At 38.5% G+C, this 15,377-nt stretch carries 15 protein-coding genes; 11 read left to right on the forward strand and 4 right to left on the reverse strand.

Features of this window, described 5'->3' with window-relative positions; translation table 11 throughout:
* The first annotated feature begins 310 nt into the window (after positions 1-310).
* The 9 genes from MHH51_RS01485 to rpiB all read left to right on the forward strand — a co-directional run bounded on the left by MHH51_RS01485 (position 311) and on the right by rpiB (position 8,232).
* Entirely contained in the window at positions 311-1,831 is a 1,521-nt protein-coding gene (locus MHH51_RS01485) for an FGGY-family carbohydrate kinase (protein ID WP_260052888.1), read from the forward strand.
* A gap of 52 nt (positions 1,832-1,883) precedes the next feature.
* The gene (locus tag MHH51_RS01490) at positions 1,884-2,114 is read left to right on the forward strand and encodes an HPr family phosphocarrier protein (RefSeq protein WP_147212775.1); all 231 of its coding nucleotides are present in this window, start codon (positions 1,884-1,886) and stop codon (positions 2,112-2,114) included.
* A 207-nt stretch (positions 2,115-2,321) separates the two neighbouring features.
* Positions 2,322-2,558: an HPr family phosphocarrier protein gene (locus MHH51_RS01495; protein WP_156989187.1), complete on the forward strand. Its 237-nt coding sequence runs from the start codon at positions 2,322-2,324 to the stop codon at positions 2,556-2,558.
* A 497-nt stretch (positions 2,559-3,055) separates the two neighbouring features.
* Positions 3,056-3,451, forward strand: coding sequence for a dihydroxyacetone kinase phosphoryl donor subunit DhaM (gene dhaM / locus MHH51_RS01500; RefSeq protein WP_147212773.1), 396 nt, complete (start codon positions 3,056-3,058; stop codon positions 3,449-3,451).
* Between the two features lie 94 nt (positions 3,452-3,545).
* Entirely contained in the window at positions 3,546-4,538 is a 993-nt protein-coding gene (locus tag MHH51_RS01505; RefSeq protein ID WP_147212772.1) for a dihydroxyacetone kinase subunit DhaK, read from the forward strand.
* A 52-nt stretch (positions 4,539-4,590) separates the two neighbouring features.
* Complete coding sequence (dhaL, locus tag MHH51_RS01510) at positions 4,591-5,244, forward strand: dihydroxyacetone kinase subunit DhaL (protein WP_339284113.1); 654 nt, start codon at positions 4,591-4,593, stop codon at positions 5,242-5,244.
* Positions 5,241-6,020: a triose-phosphate isomerase gene (tpiA, locus tag MHH51_RS01515; RefSeq protein ID WP_339284115.1), complete on the forward strand. Its 780-nt coding sequence runs from the start codon at positions 5,241-5,243 to the stop codon at positions 6,018-6,020. The genes dhaL and tpiA overlap by 4 nt, the downstream gene beginning before the upstream one ends.
* A gap of 49 nt (positions 6,021-6,069) precedes the next feature.
* Positions 6,070-7,563: a glycerol kinase GlpK gene (glpK, locus tag MHH51_RS01520; RefSeq protein ID WP_339284116.1), complete on the forward strand. Its 1,494-nt coding sequence runs from the start codon at positions 6,070-6,072 to the stop codon at positions 7,561-7,563.
* 186 nt (positions 7,564-7,749) lie between these two features.
* The gene (gene rpiB, locus MHH51_RS01525; protein ID WP_147212769.1) at positions 7,750-8,232 is read left to right on the forward strand and encodes a ribose 5-phosphate isomerase B; all 483 of its coding nucleotides are present in this window, start codon (positions 7,750-7,752) and stop codon (positions 8,230-8,232) included.
* Between the two features lie 139 nt (positions 8,233-8,371).
* Here the strand turns inward: rpiB and MHH51_RS01530 are convergent, their stop codons facing one another.
* Positions 8,372-9,151 carry a DeoR/GlpR family DNA-binding transcription regulator gene (locus MHH51_RS01530; RefSeq protein ID WP_147212768.1) on the reverse strand — a complete coding sequence of 260 codons (780 nt, stop codon included), beginning with the start codon at positions 9,149-9,151 and terminating at the stop codon, positions 8,372-8,374.
* Between the two features lie 384 nt (positions 9,152-9,535).
* Between MHH51_RS01530 and MHH51_RS01535 the strand changes: the two genes are divergently transcribed.
* Positions 9,536-10,303, forward strand: coding sequence for an SDR family oxidoreductase (locus MHH51_RS01535; RefSeq protein WP_147212767.1), 768 nt, complete (start codon positions 9,536-9,538; stop codon positions 10,301-10,303).
* A 62-nt stretch (positions 10,304-10,365) separates the two neighbouring features.
* On the opposite strand, the gene MHH51_RS01540 is transcribed toward MHH51_RS01535, so the two are convergent.
* Positions 10,366-12,015 carry a ribulokinase gene (locus tag MHH51_RS01540; RefSeq protein WP_147212766.1) on the reverse strand — a complete coding sequence of 550 codons (1,650 nt, stop codon included), beginning with the start codon at positions 12,013-12,015 and terminating at the stop codon, positions 10,366-10,368.
* A gap of 253 nt (positions 12,016-12,268) precedes the next feature.
* Here MHH51_RS01540 and MHH51_RS01545 point away from each other — a divergent pair, with 253 nt between their 5' ends.
* Positions 12,269-13,363, forward strand: coding sequence for an alcohol dehydrogenase catalytic domain-containing protein (locus tag MHH51_RS01545; protein ID WP_339284119.1), 1,095 nt, complete (start codon positions 12,269-12,271; stop codon positions 13,361-13,363).
* Between the two features lie 60 nt (positions 13,364-13,423).
* Here the strand turns inward: MHH51_RS01545 and MHH51_RS01550 are convergent, their stop codons facing one another.
* Both MHH51_RS01550 and MHH51_RS01555 read right to left on the reverse strand, forming a co-directional pair.
* A complete protein-coding gene (locus MHH51_RS01550; protein WP_147212764.1) occupies positions 13,424-14,200 on the reverse strand; it encodes an SDR family oxidoreductase in 777 nt (258 codons plus the stop codon).
* Between the two features lie 146 nt (positions 14,201-14,346).
* Positions 14,347-15,288, reverse strand: a complete 942-nt coding sequence (locus MHH51_RS01555; RefSeq protein ID WP_339284121.1) for a hypothetical protein — start codon at positions 15,286-15,288, stop codon at positions 14,347-14,349.
* Between the last annotated feature and the right edge of the window lie 89 nt (positions 15,289-15,377).

The following is a 15,377-nucleotide window of genomic DNA, read 5'->3' on the forward strand; positions in this document are numbered from 1 at the left end:
TGTCAAAAATTTAAATGAAATAAAAATTTATATCGAAATATACCATTATTTTGTTGGAGGAAATTTACATCTGATAATAATTTTTGTTTTCTGACAAATTTAATGACGTATATCTTGACAGATAGATTATGTCTCATGTAATATAAATTTAAATAAAGTGTAAGCACTTTCTTTTACAACAAAATATATTGAAGTTGAATAGTGAGATGAATTCAGCTAAAGACCCACATCTTGTCAGGCGGTATTATAGTGGGGTCTTTAGCTTTTTTATTTTTAAATTGTAAGGGTTTTCAAAAGGGGGAGAAAAAGAATGTATTTAATTGGTATTGATGCGGGAAATACATCTATTAAGACAAATCTTTTTGATACAAAGGGGAAGGTTATTGCTTCATATGCAACGAGCAGTATGCGTTTACGACCACGGGGGAAAGGCTTTGAAGAGTTTGATGTAGATGCTTTAGGTGATTCTACTTATGAAAGTATTAGAGAAACAATTAAACAGGCCAACATAAATCCTGCTGAGATTAAAGGTGTCGGGATTACATCTTTTGGAAATGGTCTAGTAGTTCTAGATAAAGATGGAAGTACGATAGCACCGGGCGCTTTCTCACAGGATTACCGTGCAACGGACATTGTTGAACAGATGATAGCAGAAGGCAAAGCAGCTCAGGTTAATAAAATTACAAAGGCCTCTTTATTTGCTGGACAGCCTGGTCCATTATTAAGATGGTTTAAAGATAATGAACCACATGTTTATAGTAAAATAGGAACTATCCTTATGTTTAAAGACTATCTTGTTTATAAACTGACCAATCAATTTGCTGCAGATGCTAATAACTTCGGGGGATCCAATTTATTAAATATGGAAACACTAGATTACTCTAAAGAGTTGATGGATATTTTTGGTGTTCCTGAAATGTACGAAGTATTACCAAGGTTAGCAAAGAAGCCGGAAGAAATTATTGGAGAAGTAACCGATGAAGCAGCAGCAAAAACGGGTCTGTTAGCCGGTACCCCTGTTGCTGCTGGTATGATGGATGTATTTGCTTCTCTTGTCGGAGCTGGTGCTACGGATGAGGGGACATTTACTGCTGTAGCAGGAACATGGTCCATTAACCTGGCACATACCGACAAAATGGTAGAGGGGGCTTCAGCAATCATGCCTTACTTAAATAGTGAAGAATACCTGGTCGGTTCCTGGTCAGGTGCATCAGGTGCAAATTATGAGTGGTTTACCAGAATTCTTGGCGGGAATGCAAAATTAGAAGCACAGGAAAGAGGTATTTCTTATTATGAGGTGCTTGATGAGCTGATCGATCTTGTTCCCATTGAAAGAGCAAAAGTTATCTATCACCCATTCGTGGCGCAGCCAAGTCTGCATACAGAAGCAAAAGCAAACTTCTTTAATGTTGATCAGAACACGACGTATGCTGAATTTGCTTATGCAGTAGCAGAAGGAGTGTCCTTCGTGCATAAGTACCATATCGATATTTTACGCAATGCAGGTATTAAAGCAGATAAATTACGATTAACTGGAGGTATTGCACGCAGTAAAGTATGGGCTAGGATATTTGCTAATGTACTTGAGCTGCCTATTGAAGTAGTAGATTGTGAGGAGGTCGGCGCATTAGGAGCTGCTATTGTTGCGGGTGTAGCAACAGGCGTTTACGAAAGCTATGAGGATGCTTTTGCAAATGCAGTTAATGTTCTTCCTGCTGTTAATCCAGATGCTTCAACCTATCCTTTATATGAAGCGCGTTATAAAGAGTGGTATACATTAACTGAAATTATGAAATTATACTGGGATAAAAAACGTGACAACGAAATTTAAGTAAACTATTAGAAAAAATATAAAAATATCCATTTTATAAAGGAGGATGACAATGGTTGAACGCACTGTAAAGCTGGAGAAGATTAATGATGTAAAAGAATTTGTAGAGACGATGACAAAATTTGATTATCAGGTGGATATTATCTCCGGCAGATATGTAATGAATGCAAAATCTATACTGGGAATATTTAGTTTGGATCTTACACAGCCTTTAACATTAAAGATACATGCTGATGAATGTGATGATTTATTGGCAGCAATTAAACCGTATTTAGTTGATTAATAAAATGAAATAATAGCAGCTATTAAAAGAATCAATATTACTTGTGTATCTGGTGTTTTGAAAAGTTTACAAAGTACTAGAGGAATGAGAAAATAAAGATAACTATTGTCCAAGTATGATAGCAAGGATACATAGTTTGGACACAATAATAGCTGCTCCTGTAAGCTATGATAAAGGAGGCAACAGGAGGTATAAAGGAGGAATTTGATGGTTGAGCGTTATGTCAGCTTAGAAAAGATTAATGATGTAAAGGATTTTGTAGAAATTGTATCACGTTATGATTATAAGGTAGATATTATTTCAGATACGTATGTATTGAGTGCTAAATCAATCATGGGTATATTTAGCCTGGACTTGACGAAGCCACTAAAGTTAAGAATCCATGCAGACAGCTGTGATGATTTATTAGCAGATATTGCACCTTATCTCAGTGAACAGATATAAAGCAAAGCAATGAATAAGGATGTTCATCAGCAGTTATCAGAATAAAATAAAGAGATGCGTCACCCTGCAAAGAAGACTTGCATTATTATTCGGCTAATGTCGATCCTCTCTCAAAGGACGGGGCGCAATCTCTATGTTTTTGGTGTACATGACATTACGGTGCAGATATTGTGACAAATATTTTCGGTGGAGCGAGTAACCGCACAGCGCCAGTCTTGGCACTAATTCTGGGATGGAACATTCTCAATCTGTAAAGACGTTTTGCTTTTCGAATTTTCTTGGCTGCAATAATGCAGTAAATGCAAAGATATTCTTAGTAAATCGAATTGAAATAAAAACAAATAAAAAAATATGCAGATTTCGAAAAAAAGTGATATGATATTACTATAAATATATGTTCAAAAAACTTGGATAAACAAAAGACTTTTTGCCGGGTATTTTGAATAGCTGTAAATGTTAAGTATAAGTTTATCACTTTGATAAAGGAGAAATAAACGATGGCAAATAACGCTCAATCATCCGTAGGTATTGTTTTGGTATCACACAGTCAAAAGGTAACAGAAGGATTGAAGGATCTTATCCTCGAGATGAATGGTGATAATGTAAACGTTCACTCGGCCGGAGGTACAGATGATGGCCGTCTGGGAACCAGCGCTACAATCATCATGAGTAAAATTGAGGAGCTTCAGGATTGTGAAAACATCTTGGTTTTCTATGATATGGGAAGTGCGTTGTTAAGCGCAGAGACTGCAATTGATTTATTAGATGAAGATTTACAGGCAAAATGTAAAATTGTAGAAGGACCAATTGTAGAAGGCGCGTTTGTTGCTTCTGTACAATCAACCATTACAAATGATATTGACGCAATTATTGAAGAAGTGTCCAAGCTGTAACAGCTTGCCTTCTTATACGCCATACTGAAAGGGTTTTCAATTCGTTTTGAAATAGGTTACAAAAATATATATCTAGGAATTGGAGGAAAATAAAATGAAACGTTTAGTCAATGATGGTTATGAGGTTGTTGAGGAGCTGCTGGAAGGGTTTACTAAAGCAAATAGTGATTATGTAGAGCTATTAGAACATGATAAACGTGTTGTTGTCAGCAAGAAACGCGGTGATAAAAGCAAAGTAGGAATTATCATTGGCGGTGGATCAGGACACGAGCCATTGTTCATTAACTATGTAGGTGAAAACTTTGCAGACGCTTCTGTAGTCGGTAACGTAAATACTTCTCCCTCTCCAGAGCCTTGCTACAATGCTGTAAAAGCAGTAGATACTGGAAAAGGCTGCCTTTACATGTACGGTAACTATGCCGGTGACGTGATGAATTTTGATATGGGTGCTGAAATGGCTGCTGATGAAGGCATTCAGGTAGAAACAGTAACAATAACGGATGATGTATATTCTTCTGAAAATATAGAAGACCGCCGTGGTGTTGCCGGCGATATATTTGTATTTAAAGCTGCAGCTGCCGCGGCTGCAAAAGGATTAGAACTTCCAGAGGTAAAGGCTGCAGCTGAAAAGGCAAATGCTGCTACCAGATCAATGGGGGTTGCATTATCCTCTTGTACATTACCTGCTACTGGTAAAAATATCTTTGAAATGGAAGAAGGAGATATGGAAATCGGTATGGGTATCCATGGTGAGCCTGGAGTAAGAAGAGATAAGATTCGTCCTGCTGACGAAGTGGTTGATGAACTTTTAGGATATATTTTAGAAGACCACAGCTTAGACAGCGGCGATGAAACTTATGTGCTTGTTAACGGACTTGGCGGATTGCCGTTAATGGATCAATATATCGTATATCGCCGTGTAGAGCAAGTATTAAGTGAAAAAGGCATTAAAGTTTATAAAAACCTCGTAGGGAACTACGCAACATCCATGGACATGGTAGGGATGTCTATCACACTGGTAAAATTAGATGATGAATTAAAAGAATTATTGGACTATCCAACGGATATTCCAAACATCAAATTCTAAGCAATAATTAGCATATATTCTTCAATTTGAGAATATGATGGAGGGAAATTCTATGTCAACACTTGTATTAGATAGAGAATATTTTATAAATGTTTTTCGTGATATGCTCCCGTTTGTAGACAAAGAGTCAGAGCATTTGCAGCAGTTGGATTCTGCAATTGGAGATGGCGATCATGGTATTAATTTAACAATCGGTTTTCGGGAAGTAACAAAGCAGTTAGACACGATTAATGAGAATGCAGCAGACATCTCAACCATCTTTAAAAAGGTAGGTATGCTTCTTCTCGGTAAAGTCGGGGGTTCTTCTGGTCCGCTTTACGGCAGCTTTTTCATGAAGGCTGGCAAGGATGTTACCGGTAAAAATGAAGTTACCTTCGATGAATTTTGCGGCATGCTTTTAAATGGTATCGAATCTATTCAGCTTAGAGGGAAAGCTGAACTTGGTGATAAAACAATGATTGATGCTTTTCTTCCTGGAGCTGAGGTGCTGAAGCAAGATTCTCCAGAGGATCCTGTTGAGAAATTTACTGCTTTTGTAGAAGCGATGAAAGAAGGCGCTGAATCAACGATACCCCTTATTGCTAAAAAAGGCCGCGCTATGCGTTTAGGCGAGCGTGCTATCGGTCATAAAGATCCAGGGGCGGAATCCGCCTGGATGATGATGGAAGTGTTCTTAAAACGTTTGAAAGAGGCGGCTTCTGCATGACGAGGAAGCCAGTCGTTGGAATCAGCTATAAAACATATGTCAATACGGTCGATAAGGCAACGGAATTGGTGAAGGCTCTTGCCGAGGTTACCACAAACGAAAAAGATGTAGAAAAATTCGTCTTTCCGTCCCTGGGAGTTATATATCCTGTGGCACAAGCGTTAAAAGGATCTGAAATTGCTTTTGGAGCACAAAATATTTCCCCTTATGAAAATGGAGCTTATACAGGAGAGGTTTCTATTGAGTCCATTATCGATTTGGGCGGGACGCATGTTGAAATTGGACATGCAGAGAGACAGCGTATTTTTCATGAAACACTTGATATGATTCATTTAAAAACAAAACTCACCCTGGAAAAAGGGCTGACTCCGGTATTATGTATTGGGGAAGGAGTGCGTCTGGATAACAGGGCAGAGCGGAAACAAGAACTAAAGAAACAAATTCTTGCTTCTTTTGGTGAAGTGAATGAAGCCCTTATTGAAAAGGTTATTTTAGCCTATGAGCCGGTGTGGGCAATCGGGAAGGCAGAAGCAGCTGATGCAGCATATGTACATCAGACCCATGAATTAATCCGGGAGATTGTTAAAGAATCATACAGCACAGAATTAGCAGAATCTGTCCGCATTATCTATGGCGGATCAGTAAGCAAGGATAATGTTTATGAGATTACTTCTCATGATGATGTGGATGGAGTATTTATTGGACGGTTCGGACATGATCCGGCCAACTATAAACAAATTCTTGATACTGTGAAGCAAGTGAAATTGAAGGGTTAATTACTTCATATATTTTATATGAAGAACATATAAAAGGAGATGGTAATTAATGAGTAAGAAATATATTCTATCCATTGACCAGGGCACTACAAGTTCACGCGCTATTTTATTTGATCATGACGGCTCCATTGTTGAGGTTGCTCAAAAGGAATTCGAACAATTCTTCCCGCATCCAGGCTGGGTAGAACACGATGCGAATGAAATCTGGACATCTGTACTAGCCTGTATTGCTGAGGTTTTACGAAAATCCGATATAGATCCCGATCAGGTTGCAGGTATTGGTATCACCAATCAAAGGGAAACAGCAGTAGTTTGGGATAAAAATACAGGCAGACCGGTTTATAAAGCGATTGTCTGGCAATCACGGCAAACAGAAGGCATTTGTAAAGAGCTTAGAGAAGCAGGCCATAATGATTTATTCAGAGAAAAAACAGGGCTGTTACTGGATCCTTATTTCTCCGGAACAAAAGTAAAATGGATTCTTAATAATGTAGAAGGCGCCAGAGAAAAAGCGGACAAGGGCGACTTGTTATTCGGCACAATCGATACATGGTTAGTTTATAAACTATCAGGTGGAAAATCTCATATTACCGATTACTCCAATGCATCCCGCACACTCATGTTCAATATCTATGATTTGAAATGGGATGATGAGCTATTAGATATTTTAGGCGTACCGAAAAGTATGCTCCCAGAGGTAAGGCAATCCTCTGAAGTTTATGCTAATACAGTGGATTATCATTTCTATGGACAGGAAGTTCCGATTGCAGGAATCGCAGGAGACCAGCAGGCTGCATTGTTTGGTCAGGCATGCTTTGAAAGAGGGATGGCGAAGAACACGTATGGTACAGGCTGTTTCATGTTAATGAATACAGGTGAAAAAGGTGTTGCATCTAAAAACGGTCTTTTAACAACACTTGCTTGGGGGATTGACGGCAAGGTAGAATATGCACTTGAAGGAAGTATTTTCGTAGCTGGTTCTGCAATTCAATGGCTGCGCGATGGTCTGAAAATCATTGAAAATGCTCCAGCAAGTGAAGATTTTGCTAAAAAAGTTGATTCTACAGACGGTGTTTATATGGTCCCGGCATTTGTCGGTCTAGGTACACCTTATTGGGATAGTGATGCACGCGGTGCTGTGTTCGGCTTAACACGCGGTACTTCGAAAGAGCATTTTATCCGTGCAACATTAGAGTCTCTTGCTTATCAGACAAAAGATGTGCTGGATGCAATGATTACTGACTCTGAAATTGATTTGAAGGCTTTACGTGTTGATGGAGGAGCAGTAAAGAATGATTTCTTAATGCAATTCCAAAGCGATATTCTGAATGTTCCAGTGGAACGTCCTGTTGTACAGGAAACAACAGCACTAGGATCTGCTTATCTGGCAGGGTTGGCTGTAGGGTATTGGAAGGATAAGGATGAAATCGCAAAACAATGGCAAAATGAAAAGACATATGAAGCAGAAATGGATAAGGCAGAGAGTGATAAGCTTTATAAAGGATGGCAGAAAGCTGTAGAAGCTACCCGGGTATTTAAATAATAGTTGGTTAAAAGAGAGCACCTTTCCTTCCGTAGAATAAAAGTCCGTAAAATGGATTCTGATTCGAAAGAGGAAGGGTTTCTTTCATTTTTTGTTGAATTGATTAAAAACAATAAAAAAAGTTGATAAAAGAAAAGCTAAGGTATATAATGAAAATAGATAAAATAAATGAGAGGAGCTTTCATAATGAAAATTGGTATTGGTGGAGATCACAACGGATATGGATTAAAAGAAACGTTAAAGAAATTTATTGAAGAATCCACAGATCATGAAGTAGTAGATTTTGGAGCTCATTCCAGTGAAGCTGTTGACTACCCGGGAGTTGCTTTTGAAGTAGCCGAGGCAGTCAGTGAGAAGAAGGTAGACCGCGGTGTACTTGTTTGTGGTACAGGTCTTGGCGTTGCTATTGCAGCTAACAAATACCCAGGAATCCGTGCAGCAACAACACATGACACTTATTCTGCAGAACGTGCTCAATTAAGTAATAACGCTCAAATCATTACACTTGGCGCTCAGGTTATTGGGCCGGAATCAGCGAAAAAAGTAGTTGAGGCATATTTAAATGTAGAATGGGCTGGCGGCTCTCAGCGTAAAGTAGATCAGATTGTAGACAGAGAAAGCCAATTTCTTGATCAAAACTTTAAAGATGCGGCAAAAGGCTCCTGCTAATGGCTTTTGCGTAAATAATAGAAGCACTGTATGAATGTTGATACAGTGCTTTTTTATCGTTCAGGATTGTCTGTAACAAAATTCCCGTTGAATCGGATTTTGTTTTTATGTGCCGCAACTTTATAATCAATGCTGATAATTATAATGCAGAAACGACTTGAATATTATGCTTGGCAAGCACCTGTTCGATATCTGGATCAATTGCATTATTCGTAATAAGCACATCTACCTGTTCTGTACTTGCAAATGGAGCACTGGAAGTAATTCCGATTTTAGAATGATCAATGACAGCAACAATTTTCTGTGCTCTATTAACCATCTGTTTTTTTAATTCTACCTCATATAAATTAAAATCAGTCAGACCATTTTCTACTGAAAAACCATTGGCAGATGTGAAGAGAATATCGATATGAAGCTTGTCTAACAACTCTACACCTAATGTACCTTCAATAGTTGAAGACCCTTTTGTCACTACACCACCAATTAAAATAACCGTAATATTTGGGTTGTCCTTTAGCTCTAACGCTGTCTGAATTCCGCTTGTTACAACTGTCAAGCGAATCATTTTCTGGTTAAGATACCGTGCTAATTCAAGAGCAGTTGAACTGGCATCGAGCAAAATGCATTGCTTTTCCTCAATAAGATGGAAAGCTTCCTTTGCAATTAATGATTTTTCTTTCCGGTTTTGCTTTTCACGCACAGAAAAACTTGTGTCAAAGTCGGGCTGGTTTTGTTGGGTTAACATCGCACCGCCATGAGTACGCGTCAGAAGGCCATCCTTCTCCATTTTGTTTAGATCCGTACGCAGGGTTGCTTCAGATACACCAATTTGCTCTGATAATTCTTTAACAGTCAGCCGCTGCTTATCATGCAGGAGCTCCATTATCTTATTTCTTCTTTCCGTCACAAACATTTTCATTATCCGTCATCCTCGTATAAAATTATCTATTCTTAACTCCTAATTTATCACTTAATAACCATTCGTCAAATTCTTACTACTCAAATAAAGAAGAATAAATTAATTTTCAGAATCACTCTATAAGTAAACGCTCTAAGTGGGACGAATAAACGCAGCTCTGGCCCCAGTCCCAGCTTAGTTCTGATCAGTAAAAAAACCTTTGAGTAAATCCTCCTTTTAGCGGTAACTATATATTGTATTGTATCACAAAATGAACAAATAAAATAATAAATGAAAATGTTTGACAAGTTTTTGATAAGTGATAAAATTAAATTGTAAGCGCTACATCAAGGTTTATCAGCTATAAAAGTTTTTAGTCATAAATTAAAAAGGGAGTGTTCATTAATGAGTTTCCAAGGTTATGACAAGGATTTCAAAATTACAGACAAAGTAGCTATTATTACAGGCGGAGCGAGCGGAATTGGACAGGCAATTGCAGAGTTCTATATTGAAAAAGGTGCAAAGGTAGCGGTTTTTGATGTAAAAGAAGATGTTGCGGACGCTGCTAAAGAAATTGGGGGAGAGAATGCTATTGGGGTAAGAGTAGACATTACAGACGGTGAAAGCATTCAGGGAGCAATTGATCAAACCGTAGAACATTTTGGAAAAGTAGATATCCTGGTAAACTGTGCAGGTGTAGCTTTACTGGATGATGCAGAGAACATTTCTGATGACTATTGGCAAAAAACAATTGATTTAAACTTAACAGGTACATTTAAAATGTCACAGCTTGTTGGTAAGCAGATGATTGCACAGGGACATGGCGGAAAGATTATTAACATGGCTTCTCAGGCAGCAATTATTGCACTCGATAACCACGTAGCATATTGTGCAAGTAAAGCCGGGGTTGTTAGTGTAACGAAGGTATTAGCTTATGAGTGGGCACAATTTAATATTACTGTAAACGCTATTTCTCCAACAGTTATTTTAACAGAACTGGGTAAGAAAGCCTGGGCTGGTGAAGTAGGGGAGCAGGCAAAACGTGAAATTCCACTTGGCCGTTTCGGTTATCCGGAGGAAGTTGCGGGTATCGCATTATTCTTAGCAAGTGATGCTGCAAATCTGATCACAGGTGAGAATATTGTAATTGATGGTGGAAATACAATTAAGTAAATAAAATATATACTAAAACAAAAGCAACAGCTTCGTTACAGTAACGGAGCTGTTGCTTTTGTTTATACAGTTTCCTGCTTTTCCTGTATTTCTTTTAAATCTTTCATGACATGGAATAAATGTTTAAATCCAAATTCATCATGAAGCTTGTTATAAATTTTAAAAAGCTCTTGATATTTTTCTACATTTTCAGGGATGGGCTCTACTGTTTTCAGGAATGGCTGCTTCATTTTTGAAATGGTTGTATCCATATCCTTATGAGCGTCCCCTGCAACAGCCCCTAGAATAGCTGCACCAACGCCAGATGCGTAATCACTTGCTGAAACTGTGATTGGGCGGTTTAGCACATCTGCATAGATTTGCATGAGCAGATCAGATTTTTGAGGGAGACCGCCTGATGCGAAAACGTCGTCAACCTCCATGCCCCAGTCCTCATAGGATGCCATAATAATTTTTGTTCCAAAGGCCGTTGCCTCCATATAAGCGCGGTAGATATCTTCCGCTTTTGTATGAAGTGTCAGTCCGATTAAAAGCCCGCTTAAATTACTGTCACTGAGTACAGAACGGTTTCCATTATGCCAATCTAATGCAAGAAGACCAGATTCTCCAACTTCTTTTTTACTTGCCTTTTCTTCTAGCAATTCATAGATACTGATACCGCGTTCTTCGGCTTCATCAGTGTACTCTTTAGGAGCCTGCTTTACCGCGTATCCAAATAAATCACCAACAGCTGACTGACCTGCTTCATAAGCATATAAACCAGGGATAATAGAGTCTTTTACACTGCCGGATATTCCAGGGATTTTTACATGCTTCTCATGGAGCATAATATGACATGTGCTTGTTCCCATAACGAGTGTTAATTGATTTTTCTTTTTGGAGCCGATGCCTAATAACCCGGAATGCGCATCAATGATAGCTGGTGCTACAGGAAGTTTTTCTGGAAGGCCCAGCATCTTACTGAATTCATCGGTAAGTACCCCAGCCTGCTCACCAATTTTTACAAGGCGTCCTTCTAATTTTTCTCGGACGATCGCTGGTAATTCGGGATCCAGTTTTTCATAAAAATCATAATAGAAGCCTTCTTCTTCATTCCAAAATGTCTTAAATCCCCGGCCGCAATTACTGCGGACATTCTCATCGATAAGGTTGGAAATAACCCAATCCCCGGCTTCCATCACATAAGCGGTCTGCTCAAGCATGTCTGGAGCATGATTTTTTACTTCCAGCAGCTTTGGAATCAGCCACTCACTGCTGACATTAAAACCATAATAACCAAGCCAGCGGTCTTTATCCTTTACGGCGGTATTAAAGATGTATTTTGCTTCCTCTTCCGCACCGTGATGTTTCCATAGCTTTGTATAAGCATGGGGATTATTTTTATTTTCTTCTTTTTCATTTAAAGGTGTTAAATTTTTATCTGCAAATACGACAGTGGAGGCTGTAAAGTCAATTCCTAAACCAACAATTTCATCAGGATTTATATTTGCTTCTTTTAAAGCTGCGGGTACTCCGCGTTTAAGAACATCGATATAGTCAGTTGCATCTTGTAATGAGAATGAGGATGGGACAGGGTTCCCGTTTAAGTTTTCTTCTATCGTTCCGGAACGGTAATCTATAACACTCATAGCTGCAATTTCCCCGCTGTTTGTATCAACAATCATTACTCTGCCGGAGCCGGTTCCAAAATCGACACCAATGGAATAGGTCATTTAAAAAATCCTCCCTTTTTGTAAGCGTTATCTAATTTGATTATACTTTAATAGTGTGAAATTTGCTAGTAAATGAATGTAAATGAGAGAAAATAAAAAAGAAAAAATTGACGTGTCTCCATAATCGATTTACTATTAAGATAGAAAGATTTTATCCATAATAAAATGCCTATCAGGCTTTTATATGAAATGTACAAAACTGGGAATTTCGATTTTATTTAAAAAACCAAAATAAAGGAATGAGGTATGCTACATGTCACTAAATGTTATTTCGAATGTCTACCGTTTAACAGCTCCAGGAACTTTTGAAGCAGTAGAGGTGGAACGCACGGTAAGTGGTAATGATGTTGTTGTTCGTCCACATATTGTAAGCGTTTGTCATGCGGATCTTCGTTATTATACTGGTAACCGCAGGAAAGAAGCGTTAGAGGCTAAACTGCCAATGGCTTTATTTCATGAAGGTATTGGAACGGTGACTAATTCAAAACATCCTTCTTTTAAGGAGGGGGATCGTGTTGTTATCGTACCAAGCATTCCAGGTTTTGTTTTAAATAATATATCAAAAGAAGAATGCTGTCGAAATTGCCGTGATGGTGGAGATGATAACTATTGCTTAAATGGTGAATTTCTTGGAAGCGGATACGACGGAATAGGTCAAAGTGATTTAGTTATCAGCGGTGAAAATCTTGTACTTGTTCCGGATGAATTAGAGGACGATACAGCCATTCTGGCAGAATTATGCTCTGTATCGCTTTATGCAATTAATAGAGTGGGAAAATATTTAACAACAGCAAATTCTCCAAAAGTTGCTGTATTTGGTGATGGCCCTGTAGGTTATTTAACAGCTGCTGCACTACATTTTGTCTGTGGAATCGAGAAGGAGAATCTACTTGTGTTCGGCGCAATTGAAGATAAAATTGCTCAATTTGAAAGCTTCGCAACAACAGCACTTGTTCATGACTATGATTTTAAAGCTGTCGAAGGAGTAAATACCGTATTTGAATGTACCGGCGGCAAATTTAGTTCATCTGCTATTAATCAATCTATCGATTTATTAGATTATGATAGCAATCTTGTGTTAATGGGGGTAACGGAAGACTTAGTACCAATTAATACAAGAGATATTCTTGAAAAAGGAATTACTGTAAAGGGAAGCTCTCGCAGTACAGGGAAGGAATTCAGGCAGCTGATGGAGGCATTTAAAAATCCGGGCTACCGTGAAGTTTTAAGTAAATTAATTCCGGAAGAGCATTTTATTGTAGAATCCCCAGAGGATATGCGAAAAGCGATGGAGCATGATGCAAATTATCGCGGCTGGATTAAAACATATCTTACATTAAAATGGTAGAAGCTGAAATAATAACAGCCTTCATTCAATCTGAGAATGAAGGCTGTTATTATTATTTTATTAAACTAAAGTATATCCGCCATCTACTATAAAGTCAGATCCAGTTGCATAGGAGCTGACGTCGCTTGCCAGGAACAGAGCTATTGCCTGCAGCTCTTCTGGTTTTCCAAGACGTTTTTGTGGTGTTGCAGCTTCCCATTCAGCAATTAACGGTTTTAGCTTTTCATTTTTATATAGTAAATCTGTGCCGATATATCCCGGGCTGATTGTATTTACACGAATATTATGATCCGCCCACTCTACTGCCAGTGATTTAGATAAGTGAATAACAGCCGCTTTAGAAGCGTTGTAAGAGCTTTGAGGCTGTGGAATATTAACAATACTTCCTGACATAGAGCCTGTGTTGATAATAGATCCGCCATCGCCTTGTTTAATCATCTGTCTGCCGGCTGCTCTGTTTGTTAAGAAAACAGCGTTTAGATTTAGATTAATGACTTTATTCCAGTCTTCAAAAGACATTTCTTCAGCTGGGATATTCATTGTAATGCCTGCATTGGCAAAAGCAATGTCGATTCTGCCGAATTCGCTTACAATAGTTTCAATCATTGTGTTAACAGCATCTTCATTTGTTACGTCAGCTTGTACAGCAATAACCTTTGGGCCGATAGAAGAAAGCTCTTCAGCTGCTGCCTGGGCAGTTTCTAAATTAATATCGACAATAGCAACATCAGCACCTGCTTCTAATAGTCCTTTTGAAATCGCTTTCCCAATTCCGCCTGCTCCACCAGTGATAAATGCTTTCTTGCCATCTAAACGAAACTTTTCAATAATTCCCATGAAATACAGCTCCTTTTTAAGTGTCAGTCCTGTTTAATCTATTCTATTTTACCATTTTAACTGGTAATTTCCAATTAAAGTACTTTGAATAGACTAAATTATCACTCAAAAGGTAGAGACTTTTTACTCTAAATTATAAAAGAATTTTAAATTAATGGCGCAACAATCCCTAGAATAACAAAGCTCCATATTGCGATTACAATTGCCGGCATATCGACGTGCGTATCAACATGTGTATTGAACAGCCGCTGTACATATTCTCCTGTGATAACGGCAAATAGACCGAAAAGGGCTGCCAGCCACGGACTTCCCAGTGCAATTGCTGCAAAACCCGCAACCATGGATACGTGGTGGGAGACAGGAAATTTTAATCCAAAATATAAGAAAATCAGAGACGCTGCACTAATGGTGAAACCGATGTTGTTTATATCTAAGGCAATTGCTGCATAACCTACCAGACCAGCAAATGAAAATCCCCAAATAGCGTTGAAAAGTAACATTTTTCCTGAGAACGGAAAGCGTTTTTCATTCGCAGGGAAGATACCTGTTAAACCGGAATGACCGAATAAGAAACGCGTAATAATAGCAAAAGTAACAACGGTTAAAGCAATGGTATCAATCGGAATATCTAAAACAGGTCCATATAAATATTGAACTAAATAACCTAAAATACCAAATATTCCCCCAACGATAAGCACCATTGGATCTGTTGTTTTAAACAATGGAACAGTTGTATCTGCACCGTCAACATGTCTGTCATCTTCAGCAAAAATTTTCTCTTTATCCTCATGATCTCCAAGAACAGTCTTTGCATCGACTGGATTTGTAAGAAATGCAGCATTTTCTAAACGTTTTTTACTGATTCTGCCTGCATATGCAGCCGCTGCCACAGCGCCGACAAAGGCTACATGTGGACCGAAAAACGGACCGAAAGCAACATGATCTAAGATCAGTGTACTGCCGGCTGCTACAGCTGCAGCAACGCCGGCCATTCCTAGGAACCCGGTAAAGATAAAGGCTGTCGTACCCCCGATAAGTGCACCAAATACACCGCCGCCAAAAGCAGCTAAAATCGCAACTAAAGTCATTCTAATTCCTCCCTAAATGCATGTTTTTGATAAAAATGGATATTTACTAGGTTTTTACAAATGGTAGTAAATCAAGTTATTTACGTCCA

Origin of the sequence: Oceanobacillus sp. FSL K6-3682 (assembly GCF_037976165.1) — a bacterium.
GTDB lineage: Bacteria > Bacillota > Bacilli > Bacillales > Amphibacillaceae > Oceanobacillus > Oceanobacillus sojae.